The following is an 18773-nucleotide window of genomic DNA, read 5'->3' as shown; positions in this document are numbered from 1 at the left end:
CCGCCGCCTACCCCGAAACCGCCGCCTGTGTCCCCGCCGCCGGGCGGCAGCAACGGCGCTCCGCCGCCGGTGAACAAGGCCGCGATTCCGCCGCCTCCGAACGGCGTCAACGGTCCTGGCGGGAGCAACGTGCCGCCGCCGTTGAAGAACGCCCTCGTGTCGCCTCCGCCGGGCGATCTCAAGGGTCCCGGCGGCAATGGCACGCCGCCTCCGGTGACCGCTGCTTCCATTCCGCCGCCGCCGAACGGGGTCGGCGGGAACAAGTCCCCGAACCTGCAGAAGCCGCCGGGCTCGCCGGTCAACGCGCCGGTGATTCCGCCGCCGCCGGGCGACACCGGCGGGGGCAACAGCATCAAGTCACCGAAGGTTTCCCCGCCGCCGGGCGATGTTCCGGGAGGGAACAACCTCAAGTCTCCGTCGATCCCGCCTCCGCCCGGGACTTCGGGCGGGCTGGGCAACAACCTGTCCAGCCACGTCAACCCGCCGTCGGTCCCGGCCCCGCCGGGGAGTTCGGGCGGGCTCGGCAACAACCTGTCCAGCCACGTCAACCCGCCGTCGATCCCGGCCCCGCCGGGAAGCTCGGGCGGGTCCGGGCACGTGAATCCCGCGTCGATTCCGCCGCCTCCGGGCGATTCCGGCGGCAACCTGGCGAACAACGCGCTCAACCCGGCGCATCTGCCGCCGGGCCTCAGCAACCCGCCGGGCAACCAGAATCCGGGCGGCAGCGGCATCCCGATGATGCCGCCGGGCGGCATGGGCGGCGGCGGCGGGCTGAACCCGCCGTCCGCCGAACGACCGGACTCGTCCGGACTGCTCGGCAACATCAAGAAACCGTGGATGAGCGCCCCGCCCGACGGCATCGGCAACCCCGACTCGCACGGCGAAACTCCTCCGCTGCACTCGGCCAAGTGGGCGCCGCCGCCCGGTGCGAGCGGCGGAACCGGCGACGGCGTGAGCGGCAACGGCGTGAGCGGGCCGGGCGACAGCGGTCCGGGTGCGATCAAGGGCCTCGGCGAGAGCGATCTGCCGAAGCCGCCTGATGCGATCGGGAACCACGAGCAGCAGCAACTCCCCGGTGGCGGGACCCCGCCGATGGTCCCGCCGGGCGGGATGGGCGGTGGCAGTGGGCTGAACACCCCTGCCGCCGAACGACCGGACTCCTCCGGGCTGCTCGGCAACATCAAGAAACCGTGGATGAGCGCCCCGCCGGACGGGATCGGCAACCCCGACTCGCACGGCGATACGCCGCCGCTGCACTCGGCTGAGTGGGCTCCGCCGCCCGCTGGCGTCGGCGGTCCGGGCGGCGGAGAGCCGGTCAGTCCGGGCGGCGGAGAGCCGGTCGGTCCGGGGGTGAAGGGCCTCGGCGAGAGCGACCTGCCGAAGCTGCCGGAACCCGTCGGGAACCACCAGCAACAGCAACTCCCGGCTTCGGGGACGCCGCCGATGGTCCCGCCGGGCGGGATGGGCGGCGGCAGCGGGATGAACACGCCTGCTGCGGAACGACCGGATTCGGCTGGACTGCTCGGCAACGTGCAGGAGCCGTGGACTGCCGAGATGCCCGGTGGCATCGGCGACCCGCGCGTGTCCGGGAGGACGCCGCCGAGCGAATCGCTTGGCTGGGCTCCTCCGGCGAAGGGCCCGGACGTTCCGGGGCCGGGCATGCCGATGGTCCCGCCGGGCGGTGCCGGTGGCGGGACGAACACCCCTGCCGCCGAACGACCCGACTCCGCCGGATTGCTCGGCGACGTCCAGCAACCCTGGGCAGCGAGCACGTCGATCGGCGTCGGAAACCCCAGCGCGCAAGGGGACACTCCCCCGCGCACGTCGGCCGACTGGACCCCAGTGAAAAGCCCGGAGCCTCAAGCGCCCGGCATGCCGATGGTCCCGCCGCCGGGCGGTGCCGGTGGCGGGACGAACACCCCTGCCGCCGAACGACCCGCCTCCGCCGGATTGCTCGGCGACGTCCAGGCATCCTGGGCAGCCAGCACACCGATCGGCATCGGCGACCCCACCGCACAAGGCGAAACCTCGCCGGGCACCTCAGCCGATTGGGCCCCGGCAAAGGAGCAGCGGGCGCAAGGCATGCCGATGGTTCCCCCGGGCGGAACCGGTGGCGGGACGAATACGCCCGCCGCCGAGCGACCTGACTCCGCCGGATTGCTCGGCGACGTCCAGACGCCCTGGGCAACCAGCACACCGACCGGCGTCGGAAACCCCGAACCAGGCGAAACCCCACCGAGCACCTCGGCAGACTGGGCTCCGGAACCTCAGCCGGGAAGCGCGGGCAACGGCGCACACGCCACCGAACGACCCGACTCAGCCAAACTGCTCAGCGACGCCCAGCAACCCTGGGCGGCCAGCACACCGACCGGCATCGGAAACCCCGCACAAGGCGAAACCCAACCAAGCGCCTCGGCGGACTGGGCCCCGGAACCTCAAGGACCCGGCACGCCCGGAAGCTCGGGCAACGGCACACCCGCCACCGAACGACCCGACTCAGCCAAACTGCTCAGCGACGCCCAGCAACCCTGGGCAACCAGCACACCAGTCGGCATCGGCAACCCCGCCGCACCAGGCGAAACACCGCCAAGCGCATCAGCCGAGCGAGCCTCGGCGAACGGCGCGGGCATCCCGATCGTTCCGCCGAGCAGCTCGGGCAACGGAACGAGCACGCCAGAACGACCGGACTCAGCCGAACTGCTCGCCGGTGTCCAGGATCCCTGGACACCATCGTCCACTGTGGACCCATCGGCACCGGTGGCCCCACGTGGCAACGACCCGGACGGCAACGCCCCGCGCACCCCGGCCAGCACCGGCTGGGCCACCGCGAGCGACGAGGGCGACCTGGTCCGCATCGCAGTCGTGCGGCCCGTCGACCATGAGGACACCTCGGCCTGGGACGTGGGCACCGCGGAATTCCTCCCCGCTCTCCTACCGGTCACCACGCCGGCAGACGACCGTGCCGAGGAGATCACCACCGATTTCGTCCAGCGCAGCGACGAACCGTGGCGGCCGAACCAGGCTGACGGGGAACCCGCGCTCGGCACGTACCAGCGGGTCCGCGGCGGCCCGGCCGAGATCGTTTCGGACGAGCTGCCTACCTGCGGCGACGCGCCGGAACCTGCGGAGCCCGAGCCGGACACCGCCGAGGAAGAGACCGAGGAAGAAGAGGAACGCACCATGGCCGATCTGCTGCGGCAGGACGATTCGGCCTGGGGCAAGCCCGCACGCCGCAGTTCCCCGGGGGTCCTCGAATGAGCACGGAAACCGTGAAGCGGGGCCCGCGCACAGCGGGTCCGGAAATGCCCGAAGGGCAAGAAGAACTGCAAGAACCGCCCGTGATGGCGGAACCGGCGGCACGCGATTTCAACTCGCTGCTGATGATGCTGCCGATGGCCATCGGGTCGCTGGTGATGGTGCTGGCGTTCTCCGGCGTCGCGGGCAGTTCGCCGTTCACCTACGTCATCGGCGGCGGCATGGGCGTGTCCATGATCGCGATGAGCCTCGGGCAGCTCTCCCGCGCCGCCGCCGAGCGCAAGCGGAAGATGCAGGCCGAACGGCGGGACTACCTGCGCTACATCGGCCAGGTCCGGGAACGGGCCCGTTCGACCGCCGAGGATCAGCGGCAAGCGGTGGCCTGGAACAACCCGGCTCCGGATTCGCTGTGGTCGCTCGCGATGGGGCCGCGGCTGTGGGAACGCCGGATCAGCCACGAGGACTTCGCGCGGGTGCGGATCGGCCTGGGCACGCAGCAGTCGGCGCTGGAACTGGTGCCGCCGGTGACCAAGCCCATCGAGGACCTGGAACCGCTGTCGGCGATCTCGCTGCGCCGGTTCACCGAGACCTACCGCACGCTGTCGGGCATCCCGACCGCGGTGGGGCTGCGGAGCTTCACCAGTGTCGAGTTCGACGGTGACCCGGAAGCGGCCGTCGCGCTGGTCCGGGCGATGCTCGCGCAGCTGGTCGCCTTCCATTCGCCGGACGAACTGCGGCTCGCGGTGCTCACCACCGAAGCCGCGCAGGCGCAGTGGGACTGGGTGAAGTGGTTGCCGCACAACAACCATCCGACTCTGCGCGACGCGGCGGGACCGCTCAGGCTGCTCGCCGCCGACCACGACGAGCTGCTGGACCTCCTCGGGCCGGACGTCGCCGACCGCGACGACCACGACAAGACCGTCGGGCCGACGACGACCGAGCCATTCGTGGTGATCGTCGCTCACCTCGCGGCGATTCCGGAGTCGTCGCGGCTGGTCGGCGCGGGACTGCGCAATGTCGTCCTGCTCGACGTCACCGGCGCGCTTCCCGGCGGTCCCAAGGTGCTGCGACTGACCACAAAGGACGGTCTGGTCGAGTTCCCGGCAGGCAGCGGCGTGGGTTCCGCGACCCGCGACGAGCTGTCGGTGACCCAGGTCGAAGGACTTGCCCGGCTGCTCGCGCCCAAGCGCACCAGCGGCACCCTGGAAATCGCCGACCAGCCCCTGGAAAGCGACTTCGGTCTGACCGCGCTGCTCGGCATCAAGGACGTGCACACCTTCGACATCCCGGGCCAGTGGCGACCGAGGGCGGCGCAGCGGGCCCGGATGTCGGTGCCGATCGGCGTGACCGAGGACGGCGAGATCGTCGAGCTGGACCTGAAGGAATCCGCGCAGGGCGGCATGGGCCCGCACGGGATGCTGATCGGCGCGACCGGGTCGGGCAAGTCGGAGCTGCTGCGCACGCTCGTCCTCGGGCTGGCCGCGACGCATTCGTCCGAGATCCTCAACTTCGTGCTCGTCGACTTCAAGGGCGGCGCGACGTTCCTCGGCATGGACCGGCTGCCGCACACCTCGGCGACGATCACCAACCTCGCCGACGAACTGCCGCTGGTCGATCGCATGCAGGACTCGCTCAACGGCGAAATGGTGCGGCGGCAGGAACAACTGCGCGCGAGCGGCTACCCGTCGCTGTACGAATACGAAAAGGCGCGCGCGGCCGGCGAACAGCTGGCCCCGATGCCGACGCTGTTCCTGGTGGTGGACGAGTTCTCCGAGCTGCTGAGCGCGAAGCCGGAGTTCATGGAGCTGTTCGTTTCCGTCGGACGGCTGGGCCGCAGCCTCGGCGTGCACCTGCTGCTCGCGTCGCAGCGGCTCGACGAGGGCCGCATCCACCGCGTCGAGGGCCACCTGTCGTACCGGATCGCGCTGCGCACCTTCTCCTCGATGGAGTCCCGCAGCGTGATCGGCGCGGGCAGCGCGTACGAGCTGCCGCCGGAACCGGGCAACGGCTATCTGAAGATCGACACCACGAACCTGGTGCGGTTCAAGGCCGCTTACGTGTCCGGTCCGGTACCCGCGGGCAACGGAGAAACGCAGGTGGACGCTGCGCGCGTGAGCCGCGAGGTCGTCCCGTTCCGCACCGAAGCCCGTCCCGCCAAGCTGATCATCCGCGACGACGAGCCGGAACCGGCCGAGAAACAGTCCGATGTGGACGCTCTGGAAGCCGCCACGGCGGGCGGCCCGACGCTCGCCGACGCGTTCATCGACCGGCTGACCGGCGCGGGCCCGGCGGCGCGGCAGGTGTGGCTGCCGCCGCTGGCCGAATCGCCGAGCCTGGACTCGCTGCTGCCGAGCGTCACGCCGGACCCGGTGCGCGGGATGGCGGTGCAGGACCCGGCGCACTGGGGCAGGCTCCGGGTGCCGATGGGGATGATCGACCGGCCGTTCGAGCAGGTCCGGGAGTTGCTGACGGCGGACCTGTCGTCGGCGGCCGGGCACGTCGCGGTGGTCGGCGGGCCGAAGACCGGCAAGTCGACGCTGCTGCGCACGCTCGTGCTGGCGCTGGCGATGACGCACACCCCGCAGGAGGTCCAGTTCTACGGGCTGGACTTCGGCGGCGGCGGGATCATGTCGCTGTCCGGGCTGCCGCACGTCGGTTCGGTCGCCACCCGGCTCGAACGCGACCGCGTCGTCCGGACCATCGAGGAGATCTCGCAGGTCATGGAAGGCCGCGAGACGCTGTTCTCCGAGCACGGCATCGAATCCATGGACGCTTACCGCGCGTTGCGCCGCAGCGGCCAGATCGAGGACCCGTTCGGTGACGTGTTCCTGGTGGTCGACGGCTGGTACAGCCTCAAGAACGACTACAGCGACCTCGAGCAGAAGATCGGCGAGCTGGCCTCGCGCGGGCTGTCCTTCGGCGTGCACGTGGTGATCGGCGCGACCCGCTGGTCGGAGATCCGGCCGTACCTGCGGGACCTCCTGCAAACCCGGTTCGAACTGCGGCTCGGCGACCCGATGGAGTCGGAAATCGGCTCGCGCAAAGCGAAAACGGTGCCGAACCAGCCAGGTCGCGGCCTGACCCCGGACGGTCTGCACTTCCTCGCCGGACTTCCGCGGATGGACGGCAGCGGGAACACCGACGACCTCGCGGCGGCAGCCAAGGCGGTCGCTGAAGAAGTGCATCTGTTCTGGCCGGGCGCCCCGGCTCCGTCGGTGCGGCTGCTGCCCGCGAAACTGCCGATGGCCCAACTGCCCGCGCCGGACGGCGACCTGCGGATCGCCCTCGGTCAGGACGAGCAACGGCTGCTGCCGGTGTGGCACGACTTCGCGGCCACTCCGCACCTGCTTGCCTTCGGCGACAACGAAACCGGCAAGACCAACCTGCTGCGGGTGGTACTGCGGTCGGTGCTGGCGCGTTACTCGTCGAGCGAGGCGAAGATCGTGCTGGCCGACCCGAGCCGCCAGCTGGACGTCGAGGTGCCCGAGGAATACCGCGTCGGGTACGCGACTACCACCGAGGCGCTGCAGGAATTGGCGCAGCAGGCGAGCGTTTCGCTCACCCCGCGAGTGCCGGACCAGACCATCACCGCGGACCGGCTCAAGCGTCGCGACTGGTGGACCGGCCCGCGGCTGTTCTTCGTGGTGGACGACTACCAGCTGCTGACCAGCGGCATGGGTTCGCCGCTGGAACCGCTGTTGTCGTTGCTGTCGCAGGGTTCCTACATCGGGTTCCACCTGATCCTCAGCCGCAGCACCTCGGGGGCGATGCGCGCGCTGAGCGATTCGGTGGTCCGCCGGATCTGGGAACTCGGCAGCCCGGGCGTGGTGTTCTCCTACCCCAAGGAGGAGGGCAAGTTCCTCGGCGAGGCGGCCCCGCGGCAGCTGCCCGCCGGCCGCGCGCAGCTCGTCACCCGCCGCGGCGTGAAGCTCGTGCAGACCGCGATCGCGGAAGAAGACCGGACCGGCGACGGCTGGTCCCCGCTCGCGATGACCGAAAGGGGCGTCCGATGACCGCGTCGACCGGCGAACTGTGCCGGATCACCGTGTACGGGCCGCAGGGCCGGGCGGATCTGGCGGTGCCGATGTCCGTCCCGCTGACCAGCCTGCTGCCGGTGCTGCTGGAACACACCGGCAACCGCGAGGACCTCGGCGACGCCTGGGTGCTGCAGCGGCTCGGCGAGGAGCCGCTCGACGCGTCGGGCACGCCGGAGTCGCTGGACTGGAAGGAAGGCGAGGAGTTCCACCTGCGCCCTCGCGCGGACCCGTTGCCGGAGCTGGATTTCGACGACATCGCGGACGGCATGGCCACCGCGGTGAGCCGGCACCCCGGCCGCTGGCGTCCGGAGTTCAACCGCGGACTGTTCCTCGGATTCTCGATCGTCGCACTCGCGGTGCTCGCCAAGGTGCTGCTCTACCCCGGTTCGACCGGGCTGACCGCGATCGGCGGCGGCGTCGTGTCGCTCGGACTGCTCGTCGCGGCGGTGGCGACCGGAGTGCGCTCGGAGGACAAAGCGCTGCTGACGTTGCTCGGGCTCGGCGGCTGTGCGTTCGCGTTCCTCGCGGGCGCGGTCGCGGTGGCCGGGCTCGATCCGGCGTTCGACCTGCAGGGCGCGCCGATTTTGACCGGCTGCCTGACCTTCGCGCTGGCCGGTGGTCTCGTGCTCGGCGGGCGGGCGGCGTGGTCGCACGCCATCCCGTTCGTGCCGTTCGGCGCGGTGGTCGCGACCGGGCTCGGCGGGGCGCTCTCGCTGTGGCTGCACCTCGGCGCCGGATTCACTACCCAGCAGGCGGCCGGGCTGGTGTCGTTCGTGCTGGTCGGGCTGATGGTGTTCGCGCCGCGGATCGGCATCCGGTTCGCTCGCATCCGCGGTCCGCAGCTGCCGCGTTCGGCCGGGGAACTGCAGTACGACATCGAACCGATGCCCGCCGCGCAGATGGTGCACCAGACCGGGTACGCCGACGGTTACCTCACCATCGCCTGCCTTGCCGCCACGGCCGTTTTCGTCGGCTGCTTCCCGTTCCTGGTCGGCAACGGGCTGTTCCCGACCATCCTGGGCGGACTGGTGTCCGCGGCGGTGCTGATGCGTTCGCGGGCGCTGCTCGGCGTGTGGCAGCGGGTGCCGCTCGCCGCCGCCGGTGCGATCGGACTGGTGCTGCTCGGGCTGTCGCTGATCCAGCCGCTGCCCACGCCGTGGCGAGGAGCCTGTCTCGGCGGGCTGTGCCTGGTGTTCTTCCTGCTCCTGCTGGCGATGCTGCGCCCGCCGCCGCGGCGGCTGCTGCCGATCTGGGGGCACCTGGCGAACTGGCTGGAAACGCTGAGCGCGGTGGCGATGATCCCGATCCTGCTGCAGCTGTTCGGCGTCTACGCGTGGGCCGTCGGGCTCACTTCATAAGGGAAGGAGAGACGCCATGGTGCAGACGCAGAAGGACCACGTCGAGGCGTATTCGTTCCTGATCGGGCGGATGACCTCGGCGCTGGTGCTCGGCGACGCGAGCCACCTCGACGTGCCCGCCCGGCGGGCCTGGGTCGGCCTGCTGGTCGGGCTGGTCCTCGGCCTGCTGATCGCGGTCGGGTTCTTCGTGTACGGGCTGATCGCGCACCACACCGGCGGGGCGGCGCCCGCCGTCGGTCGCCGGGCCTGAGCGGAAGGAGGCAGCCATGGAACTCTCGCTGATCCGGCGCGGCGACGGCGCTTTGGAGAAGAAGACCGTGGGCAACGCGCTGGTCGTGCACCTCGCGGAGGGGATGACCGGGGAGGCGCAGTCGCTCGCGCTCGGCGTCGCGGCCGATCCCGACCACGACCTGGTCGTCGTCGACCTGCCGGTGGATTCGCCGATCGCGATGTGGGAATCGGTGGCCAAGGCGCTGCCCCGGCGCCGCCGCGGCGTGCGGCTGGTAATCGGCGGCCGCTCGCGCGAGACGACCGCGCTGGCCGGGCAGTGGCTGGCCGAGCGGATCAACCGGCCGGTGCTCGCGCCGGACGGTTCGGTGATCCCGAGCGCGGGCGGCGCGTTGTTCGTCCACGCCGGACGCGGCGGCGGCTGGGTGCGCTTCCGGCCGGGCCGTCCGCCTGCTTGGGAAGCGAAGCGGTTTCCGCGCCCGGCTTGGGATTCCGGGATCGCCGCCGAACTGACCCCGACGAGTTCGCGCGGGGTCGCCGAACCGCTGCCGGGCGGATTGTGGGTCCGCCCGGTCGGCTTCGACGCTCCCCAGCGGCACCACCGCACGGCGCTGATCTCCCGGATGCCCGCGCAGCACGACACCATGACAATCGTGCTGGGCTGCCCCGGCTGCCCGCCGCTGGCGCTGGACGACGCCGCCCGGCTGTGGGCGCAGCTGCCGGAGAAGGTGCGGGCCAAGGCGCGGTTCGTGCACTACGGCCCGATGTCGGTGCCCGGCGAGGCCACCCTCGGACAGGCGCTGGCGGATCTGCTCGGCAAGCCGGTCGCGTTCTACGCGGGCGTGCCGGTCGGTTCGCCGCATCTGCCGACCCTGCGAACCGTGCTGTACGACGGACGGTTCGGCTGGCGTCCGTTCACCACCGAACTCGGGTACGAACCGCGCGCGTCCTCCGCTGACCCGGTTTTGCCCGAGCTGCTGTCGCACCGCCCGCCGATCCATGGCCTCGACCAGGTCTCTCCGGCGGTGTACTGGTACTCGCCGGACGCGGTGGTCGAGGTCGTGCAGTCGGGACTGCTGGTGCGTCCGCCGCAGGACGGTCCGTCGTCGGCCGCGGTCCGCGAGATCACTCTCGATGCTGCGGTGCACAACCTCACCTTTGACGCGGCTGACGAGGGCTCGGCATCGCGGATGCGGTTGCTGGCGGAGGATCTGCTGGCGCGGCTGGACGAGCAGACGCGCCGGATGAGCCGGGTGTTGCCTGCTGCCGCGTTGCTTGCTGAACGAGCGCGGCCGCGGGTGGTGACCCGGGCGTTGGAGGCGATCGAGGCCGGGAATCCGACGCCGGTCGTTGCCGCGGCTCCTCCGGCTGCGTATCTGCCTGTGGCTCCGGCGGCGCTGGGTATTGCCGCACCGACGGAGGTGCCCGGGGCGATCGCTGCTCCTAGCCCTGCTGTTGTGCCTGCTAAGCCGGAAACACCGGCCGCTCCCCCGGTCAAGGTCGCCGCGGCTCCTCCTGCGGCGAAGCCGATCACGCATCTCGCTCCGGCTGACGTCGCCCCGGCTAAGCCCATCGAACCGCCGGTGGCCAAGCCCGCGATCCCGGCTCCGGTTGCGGCTCCAGAGCAGCTCTCGACGTCGTCCGGTCCGGTGTCCACTTCGGACAAACCGGAACCAGCCGTCAAGCCAGAGACCGCGCCGAAAGCCCCGGCAGAGCTGCGCTTCCAGGAAACCCCCGGCGCGGAATCGACCGCACTGCTGCCCAAGCGCGGCGCGGACAAGGAACGCCAGTGGCTGCGCAAATCGCTCGGCGCGGAATACGGTCTGATGTCGAACACCGTCGCGCGGATCCTGTCCGAGCATCCGGGCTTCCAAGGCGTGCTGTCGACCTCCTCCTCGGCGGAAGTGCTGACCGACGCCGTGGCCGTGCAGCTTTACTTGTCCCCCAAGGGATCGACGATTGACTCAGGTCTGCGGAGCGGCGCGAACGGCCCGCACGTGCCGGTGGCCCGGTGCGTCGTGGCCGGACTGAGCCGCCTGCCCTCGCACCGCGGTCCGGCGACCTTCTCCGCTGAGCTGCCGTCGTCGGCGTGGCCGCTGCTGGACGAGCGGAAAGTGCTGACCGAATGGGGCTTCCTCAATGCACTGACGCAACCGTCGTCCACTGTGGACGGGGAGACGGACGTGCTGGTGTGGTCGATCACCGGACGGCGCACGAAATTGCTGGAACCGAGCGAGGGCGGCGTCGAAAACCGGGTGCTGTTCGTGCCCGGGACCAGCTTCAAGGTGCTGGAAACGCGCAAACCGGCCGCGGGCGCGCGCGGTGCGGTGCTGCTGCGGGAGCTGACGGCGAGCGAGATCGACGAAACCGGACGGGTCGCGAACGACCGGGCGTCGCTGGACGAGCTGGCCATGAACTCGCTCCGGCAGACGCTCGAGACGTGGGCGGAAGCGGGCGAGGACCTGGTCCGGACCGTGATGGACGAGCAGGCCGCGGAGCGGTTCGGGGCGCTCCCGGGCCTGGCGTGAGTGCGGAGAGGCGGAGACGATGAACCGACAGCTGCTCGTGGTCGGCGGCGACCGGCCGGGTGCGTTCGGAACCATCGGCGCGGCGCTGGCGCAGGCGCAGCCGGGGGCGACGATCAGCGTCCGCCCGGGACGGTACGAGGAAAACCTCGTGGTGAACCGGATGGTGTCGCTGGTGGCCGAACAAGGCGCGGGCACCGTGGAAATCGTGGCGAGCACCGGAAGCGTGCTGGTGGCGAACGCCGAAGCGGTGCAGTTGAGCGGATTCGTCCTGACCGGTGCCGACGACCAACTGGTCACTGTGGACGTTGTCCGCGGCGAGGCGGCACTGGACGGCTGCCGGCTGTCCGGGACTTCGTGGGCGACGTTGCTGGCGCGGCTGGAGGGTTCGCTCGCGCTGCGAGGCTGCACGGTGACCAGCACCGGCGGTGCCGGGGTCGTGATCGCCTCGCCGGTGCAATCGGCCATTGAGGACACTGAGATCGTCGACGCCGCGTCGTCCGGGGTGGTCGTGGCCGAGACCGGTTCGGTGCTGCTGCGCCGATGTGCGGTGCGGGGCGCGGCGGGCAACGGGGTGTGCGTCAACGGCGAAGCGGTCGCGATTGTCGAGCAGTGCGAGATCGTCGGCGCGCAGAAACCGGCGATGGTCGTGGAACAGCAAGGCCGCGCGACGATCACCGGACTGAGCGTGCGGGACAGCGCCAACGTCGACCTGTACGTGACCAGCAAAGGCCGCGTTTCCGTTGCCTCGTCACAGTTCCGGTCGGCGCCGATGCAGGCCGCGCACATCGCCGCGTCCGCCGAGCCGCTGCTGCGCGAGTGCGTTTTCGCCGGGGCCGGCACCAACGCGGTGCAGGCCACCGGAACCGCCGCGCCGCAGTTCGTGGACTGCACCTTCGAGGGTTCACCGGTCACAATCCTGGTCGACGATCAGGCGCGGCCGCGATTCGAGCGCGCGACCGTTCGGGGTTCTACGCACACGGCGATGTCGGTCAGCGCGGAATCCGCCGTGACCGTCGGCGGGCTGCGGATGACGCCGGACAGCGGTGTCGGGATCGTCCTCTCCGGACAGTCCACCTTGGACCTTTCGGACGCCTCCATCGATACTGGCCGGGAAATCGGTGTACAGGTCACCGAGGACGCCCGGCTGACCGTGGCCGACCTTCGGGTCGATTCGACGGCGGACAAGGCGGTCTCGTTCGCTGGCGGCGCGCCGTCCTCGGCGAAGTCGGTGCAGGTGCGCGGCGGCGGCCTGCACATTTCCGGAACTGCGGTAATCTCCTTGCAGGACTGCGAGATCATCGACTCCACAGTGGACGGAATCACCGTCCTTGCAGGCTCGACGCTGACCGCTTCCCGTTGCCGGGTGCGCAACGCGCAAGGCAACGGCGTGTATGTCGGCGCCCAAGCGTCGTTCACCGAATGCGAAGTCCTCGGCGCGGGCGAGGACGGCTTCCACGTCGAAACCACCGAACCGGTCAGCATCCGTGATTGCGTGGTCAACGATGCCTCCGGTGAACTCGTGAGCGGCGAGCACGCGGACGTGGACAACCTGCTCACCGATTCCGCCCGGCCGCTCGAAGCGCCGGCCGGTCCGGCAAGTGCCGTCACGGCCGAGCAGACCGTGAGCGAGGCCGCCGGAGAGGTGCTCGAAGGCCCGCTGGGCGACCTGGAGGCGCTGGTCGGGCTCGCCGGGGTGAAGAAGGAAGTCACCGGCCTGATCAACCTGATCAAGATGTCCCAGATGCGCGAGCGGATGGGCCTGCCGATGCCGCCGATGTCGCGGCATCTGGTGTTCGCGGGCCCGCCCGGCACCGGCAAGACGACCGTCGCCCGGCTGTACGGCACGGTGCTCGCCGAACTCGGCATCCTGTCGAAGGGGCACATGATCGAGGTGGCCCGCCAGGACCTGGTCGGCCAGTACATCGGGTCCACCGCGATCAAGACCACCGAGGTCGTCGAGAAGGCCGTCGGCGGCGTGCTGTTCATCGACGAGGCGTACACGCTGAGCGCGCCGACCGGCGGTTCCGGCCCGGACTTCGGGCAGGAAGCCATCGACGCGCTGATGAAGATCATGGAGGACCAGCGCGATTCGCTGGTGGTGATCGTCGCGGGCTATTCCGAGCAGATGGAACAGTTCCTGCAGTCGAACCCGGGTCTCGCTTCGCGGTTCACTCGCACCATCGAATTCCCGAACTACAGCGTCGACGAACTGGTCACCATCACGACCGGCCTGACCCGCAAGCACTACTACGAAATGACCGACGACGCGCTGGCCGCGCTGCGCGAGTATTTCGAGCGGGTGCCGAAGAACTCGACGTTCGGCAATGGTCGCGTCGCACGCAAGTTGTTCGAGGCGATGGTGAACAACCAGGCGTCGCGGCTGGCGTTGTATCCGCCGTCCAAAGACATCGAGCTGAACCGCCTCACCGCCGATGACCTGCAGGCCGAACTGACGCAACTGCCTTCGGCCGCGAAATCCACGGTTTCGGTCACCGCCGATCCCGCCGCCGCGGTCAAGACCAGCGCAGGCTGGAAGCGGCTCAGCGGCCTAGTCGGCCAGAAATCGGTGCGAGAGAACGCCGAACGGCTGCTGCTCAAACTCGGCAGGCTCACCCACGAACGGCAACCGCTCGGCCACCAAGCAAACCTGGTGATCAGCGGCAAACGCGGCACCGGACGGTCTGAGTACGCGAAACTGTACGCGCAAATCCTCTCCGAATTCGGCATGACCCCCACGGGGCAGCTGGTGCGCCGCAGTCTCGCCGAAGAGCTTTCACCGCAATGGCCAGGCCAAGCCGAACACCTGGTCCGAGCCGCGATGGAAGACGCTTCCGGCGGCACACTGGTCGTCGACCTGGACGGCGACTGGGACACCTCGCCGCACACCCCCGGCATCGAAGCCCTGGAAGCACTGTCCGAAATGGTCGCCCGCCGCCCAGCCGATCCGGTCGTGGTGTTCACCGGCGAAAGCGACCGAGTCGGCGAACTGCTCGCCCAACTGCCCAGCCTGCGCGACGCTTTCCCGTACGGCTGGCAACTCGGCGAGTACACAGTGGACGAACTAGCCGAAATCGCCGTCCGCTTGCTCATCCGACGCGGCCACGAGGTCCCCGACGACGTCCGCGATGCACTCGCCCACGAACTCTCCGCCGCGTCCGACCACACCGCGTACGCCGCACACGAACTCGCCCGCACGCTTTCGGCGGCCGCCGCGTCGCGCACGCTCGCCGCCGCCGACCTGCGCGGCATCCGCCCGCCCGACACCGGCGCCATGGCCCTCGGGCCCGGCCTGGCCTCGGTCGGCTGACCTTCGGGAGGAACCGATGAGTTCGCAACACGAACAGATGCTCGAAGAAGCGATGGCTGCCTACCAGCACCAACGCGACCACTTCGACCAAGCCCGCCAGGACGTCGAAACCGCCACCAGCACAGTCACTTCCGCCCGCCGCGAGGTGACCGCGACCGTCGGCCGCACCGGTGAGCTGACCGAACTTTCCTTTCCCACCAGCGCCTACAAACGCATGGCCCCGGCGGAACTGGCCTCGGTGATCGTGCAAACCATCTCCGCCGCCCGGCAGAAGTCCGTCGCCGCCGCCGCGGAAATGATGGCCCCCATGCTGCCGCCGGGCATCTCGGCGCAGGACCTGATGAGCGGAAAAGTGGACGTCAACGCCCTGTTCTCGGCGCGAGTGCCGGGATTCGACGAAGGGAACCTGCCGTGACCGACCAGTTTTTCGTCGACGCCGACGGGCTGGACGGCGGCCGCGACGGCTTCGACGGCAAGAGCGCCGAACTGCGCACGCTGGCCCAGCTGGTGCAAAGCCTGGCGAACTTCGGCCGGATCGAGGACGCGGCCGGAAACGACAAGAACGGCAACGAATTCTCGAAGACGCACATCCAGTCGGCGGCCGAGATCTACAATGGAATCAACGCCTGGGCACTGGCGGTGGAAGCGACCCGCGACGCGATCGGGGACATGGCCACGTCGTTCCGCGAGGCCGACCAGGGTGCCTACGACGGGGCGAACGCTCTGTTCAAGAACTTCACCGACCTGAACCACAAAGTCCGCAAGGCCGACCCTGGCGGTTCCGATGCGCCTCCGACCGAGTACGGGCGCGGCGTGCGAATTCAGGGGAAACTGCTGGGCAAAACCCGAGAAGCCGAAGACGGCGGCGGTTGGACTCAGGCCAAGAGCGTCCGGGCGCGGATTCCGGACCGAGGTGAGGAGCCGCTGCCTTCGAGACCAGGCGAGGAGCCTCAGCGCTTGAGGCGCCTGTCGGTCGAGCGTCCGGTTCAGGCCAAGGTCGTTACGCCGCTGGAGCCGACCGAGTCGACCGTCTTTGTCCGCTCGAAAAAACCGGTTCACGCGGTCGAGGACAAGATGGAGACCCCCGAGGGCGAAGTCACCACCCCGACGCACCCCCTGGAGCCCGCCGAGATGTGGCTGCCCGCGGTAGAAGGCGCGGGTTGGGAACCGACGAAGTCGATCCCGGCCCTGCCCCCAGAAGAACCCATTTCCTGATTTTTCGCTCCGTGTAAGGAGGTGCCCCCGCGATGAGCCTCATGGTGGACCCCAGCCTGAACTGGGTGTTCTACATCATCGCGGGCGACGCCTGGCCACAGGGCGACGAGGACAAGGCGCGCGAACTGGCCGCGGAATGGGACCAAGTCGCGCAGCAAATTTCCGCCGCCGGAACCGGTTTCAGCCAACTGGCGGAACAAGTGGTCTCCAACGTCGGCGGAGACGTGGCGACCAACTTCGCCGACTACGCCAACAAACTCAGCACCATGGGCGCCGGTTTCTCCTATCGGGCCCAACAGCAAGCCGCGGCCTTACGCGAATACGCGTTGAATGTGGAAAATGCCAAATACGGCATCCTCATCTCCATCGCGGTCACCGCCGCGGACCTGATCTGGGCGATGACGAACCCGTTCACCGCCCCGCTGATCCCGGGAATCTGGGCAGCCGGCCGGACCGCGGTCATGCAGATCGAACGCTCGCTGATGTCGCGTCTGATGAGCCTGCTGTCGAGGGTCGCCCGCGAGGCCGCGCAGGAGGCCGCGGAAGAGGCGGCCGAGGAGATGCTGGCCGAGTTCATCCAGATCGCGCAGGGGAACCGGGATGGCTTCGACTGGAAACAAATCGGCCAAAACGCGGCGCTGGGCGCGATCGGCGGTGCGTTCGCCGCCGGTGCGCACAGCGGTCTCGGCAAGTGGGGCCACAACGTCTTCGGCGCGGCCGGAGTGGAAGCGGCCACCGAGGTAGTGGTCGGCTTGGCCGGCGCCGGACTGTTCGGCGGAGACCTGGACAGCCTGGGATGGGGAGCCCTGAACGGCGGCCTGAGCGGCGCCGCCACCCACGGCGCCCACCATGCCGGACAAAACCTGCACGACAAACTGACCGGCGGCAAGGACGGCGGCGGCCCGGCGAAAGGCCCGAACGACCCCGGCGGGGGCGACGGGACGGGCAACATCAAGGTGAACCCGGTCAACGGACCGACTTCACCCGGCAGCTCCGACGACCGCGGCGGCGCAGGCGGCCCAAACGGCTCCGGCAGCTCCGGCCCCAATGGATCCGGCACCTCCGGTCCAGGCGGATCCGGTGGCTCCGGCAACAACACCCCCCACGGCGACGGCCGGAACAACTCCCACTCGCCCGGCACCGACTCCCTCGCGACGAACAACCAGCCTCCGGCGACCAACTCCACCGGCAACAACCAGACCCCGACGAACAACTCCACCTCACCGAGCGACTCGAACTCGCCCAACGGCTCCACGAACGGCTCGCCCACCGGCAGTGCCGCAGCAGGCGGCCCGAACCCCACGAGCGCCTCAACGAGCGAGCACACCTCAACCAGCGACCCGAACCCCACGAGCGCCTCAACGAGCGAGCACACCTCAACCAGCGACCCGAACTCCACCAGCGGCTCAGCCACCGGCAGCACTGCCACCGGCGACCCGAACCCCGCCAACGGCTCAACGAGCAGCGGCACGCCAACCGGCGGCCAGAACTCCACCAACAGCTCAACCACCGGCAGCACTGCCACCGGCGACCCGAACTCCACCAGCGGCTCAACGAGCAGCGGCACACCAACCGGCGGCCAGAACTCCACCAGCGGCTCCCATTCACCCGGCGGCCCCGACTCCGCCACCGGATCGAACTCTGCGAGCGGCCCGAACCCGCCCAGCACCAACTCCACGGGCGGCACCACCTCCGCAAACGGCTCGCACTCGACGAACGGCAGCCCTTCAACCGGCGACTCAAACCCCACCGGCAACTCAAGTTCGGCGAACGGTTCTCACTCCGCAAGCAACTCGCAGTCACCCGGCGGCACCAACTCCGCAGGCCCCAACACCTCGACTTCACCGGGCGGCCCCGCCCCCAGCGGAGGCTCCCACTCAACCGACGGCCCAAACTCCGCGGTCAACCCGGACTCGGCAAACAGTCCCCACTCCCCGGGCGACTCGCAGTCAACCGGCAACGCGAGCACCGATTCCACGGGCAACTCGAACTCTCACTCCGAGAGCGACCCGAACCCGCCCACCGGCAACAACTCGTCCCACGACTCCACCCCCACCAGCAGCAATGCCGCAAACGGCTCGGCGGGCAATCCCGCTCAGAACCCCCACTCGCCCAGCACTACCGCCGGGGGCTCAAACCACGACGCTCCCGTCACGGGTTCGAGCCCGCCCGGAGCCAATCCCAGCACCGAGAACCCAGGCGGAGGCAACACCTCTGGCCCGAGCCGCGATCAGGACATCCCAGCCGTCAGCCCCGGCACTACGACCGGCAACCAGGGCACGAGCCCCAACTCCGCATCCCCGGGCACAAACGTCAACCCCGGACCCAGCACCCATCCGACCCCCAACCCGGAATCCGCCCACCAAGGCGCGAACGGCACCGACCACCACGCCGCCCCGCCGCCGTCCACATCGGACTCGGTCAAGTCCGGTGCCCCCACTCCGCCACCGGCCGCATCCAACGCCGCTGGGACTTCGATGCCGGACTCCGTCAAGACTGGAAGCCCGGACTCCACCAGCCCGACCGGCCAGTCCCTTCCCCGCACCACCCCCGCATCACCCGCGACTAACGGCAACCACACGTCGCCACAGCACGACAGCGGCCTCCCTGGCTTCAGCGGCAACCGAAACACCGACTCGACGCCCTCCGCAGCTCACCCCAGCCAGTCGAGCGACTCCGCAAACCCGACGACAAACCCCAACTCGTCCAGCCACACCAACCCGACGCCCGCAACGAACGTCAACACCTCTTCGAACCCGTCACCCGCCCCGAACACCACCACCTCCCCGAACCCGGCCGCCAGACCCTCACCAGGGGTGAACCCGTCCCCCGACTCCCTCCGCAC

General features: G+C 69.9%; 8 protein-coding genes and 1 pseudogene. All 9 read left to right on the top strand.

The window, feature by feature from the left end; all coding sequences use genetic code 11:
- Positions 1 to 3258, top strand: a pseudogene (locus D0D37_RS40615) (hypothetical protein); the annotation flags it as partial.
- Positions 3255 to 7268 (top strand): type VII secretion protein EccCa, encoded by a 4014-nt coding sequence (gene eccCa, locus D0D37_RS40610; protein ID WP_116205886.1) that lies wholly within the window; start codon positions 3255 to 3257, stop codon positions 7266 to 7268. The pseudogene D0D37_RS40615 and the gene eccCa, both read left to right, overlap by 4 nt.
- Positions 7265 to 8650, top strand: a complete 1386-nt coding sequence (gene eccD / locus D0D37_RS40605; protein ID WP_116205885.1) for a type VII secretion integral membrane protein EccD — start codon at positions 7265 to 7267, stop codon at positions 8648 to 8650. The genes eccCa and eccD overlap by 4 nt, the downstream gene beginning before the upstream one ends.
- Positions 8651 to 8666: 16 nt before the next feature.
- The gene (locus D0D37_RS40600) at positions 8667 to 8900 is read left to right on the top strand and encodes a type VII secretion protein EccB (RefSeq protein WP_037812626.1); all 234 of its coding nucleotides are present in this window, start codon (positions 8667 to 8669) and stop codon (positions 8898 to 8900) included.
- A 16-nt stretch (positions 8901 to 8916) separates the two neighbouring features.
- Positions 8917 to 11406 (top strand): hypothetical protein, encoded by a 2490-nt coding sequence (locus D0D37_RS48570; protein WP_208720477.1) that lies wholly within the window; start codon positions 8917 to 8919, stop codon positions 11404 to 11406.
- A gap of 19 nt (positions 11407 to 11425) precedes the next feature.
- Positions 11426 to 14713 (top strand): right-handed parallel beta-helix repeat-containing protein, encoded by a 3288-nt coding sequence (locus D0D37_RS40590; RefSeq protein WP_116205884.1) that lies wholly within the window; start codon positions 11426 to 11428, stop codon positions 14711 to 14713.
- Positions 14714 to 14729: 16 nt separating this feature from the next.
- Positions 14730 to 15128, top strand: a complete 399-nt coding sequence (locus D0D37_RS40585; protein ID WP_116205883.1) for a YbaB/EbfC family nucleoid-associated protein — start codon at positions 14730 to 14732, stop codon at positions 15126 to 15128.
- Positions 15125 to 15928 carry a hypothetical protein gene (locus tag D0D37_RS40580; RefSeq protein ID WP_116205882.1) on the top strand — a complete coding sequence of 268 codons (804 nt, stop codon included), beginning with the start codon at positions 15125 to 15127 and terminating at the stop codon, positions 15926 to 15928. The genes D0D37_RS40585 and D0D37_RS40580 overlap by 4 nt, the downstream gene beginning before the upstream one ends.
- A 32-nt stretch (positions 15929 to 15960) precedes the next feature.
- A partial coding sequence (locus D0D37_RS46995; protein ID WP_425267022.1) for a WXG100 family type VII secretion target occupies positions 15961 to 18773 on the top strand: 2813 nt, incomplete at its 3' end.

The sequence above is a fragment of the Amycolatopsis circi genome, from assembly GCF_003385235.1.
Lineage (GTDB): Bacteria > Actinomycetota > Actinomycetes > Mycobacteriales > Pseudonocardiaceae > Amycolatopsis > Amycolatopsis circi.
Note: the sequence above shows the minus strand (reverse complement) of the source record. Positions and strands in the feature narration are given on the sequence as shown.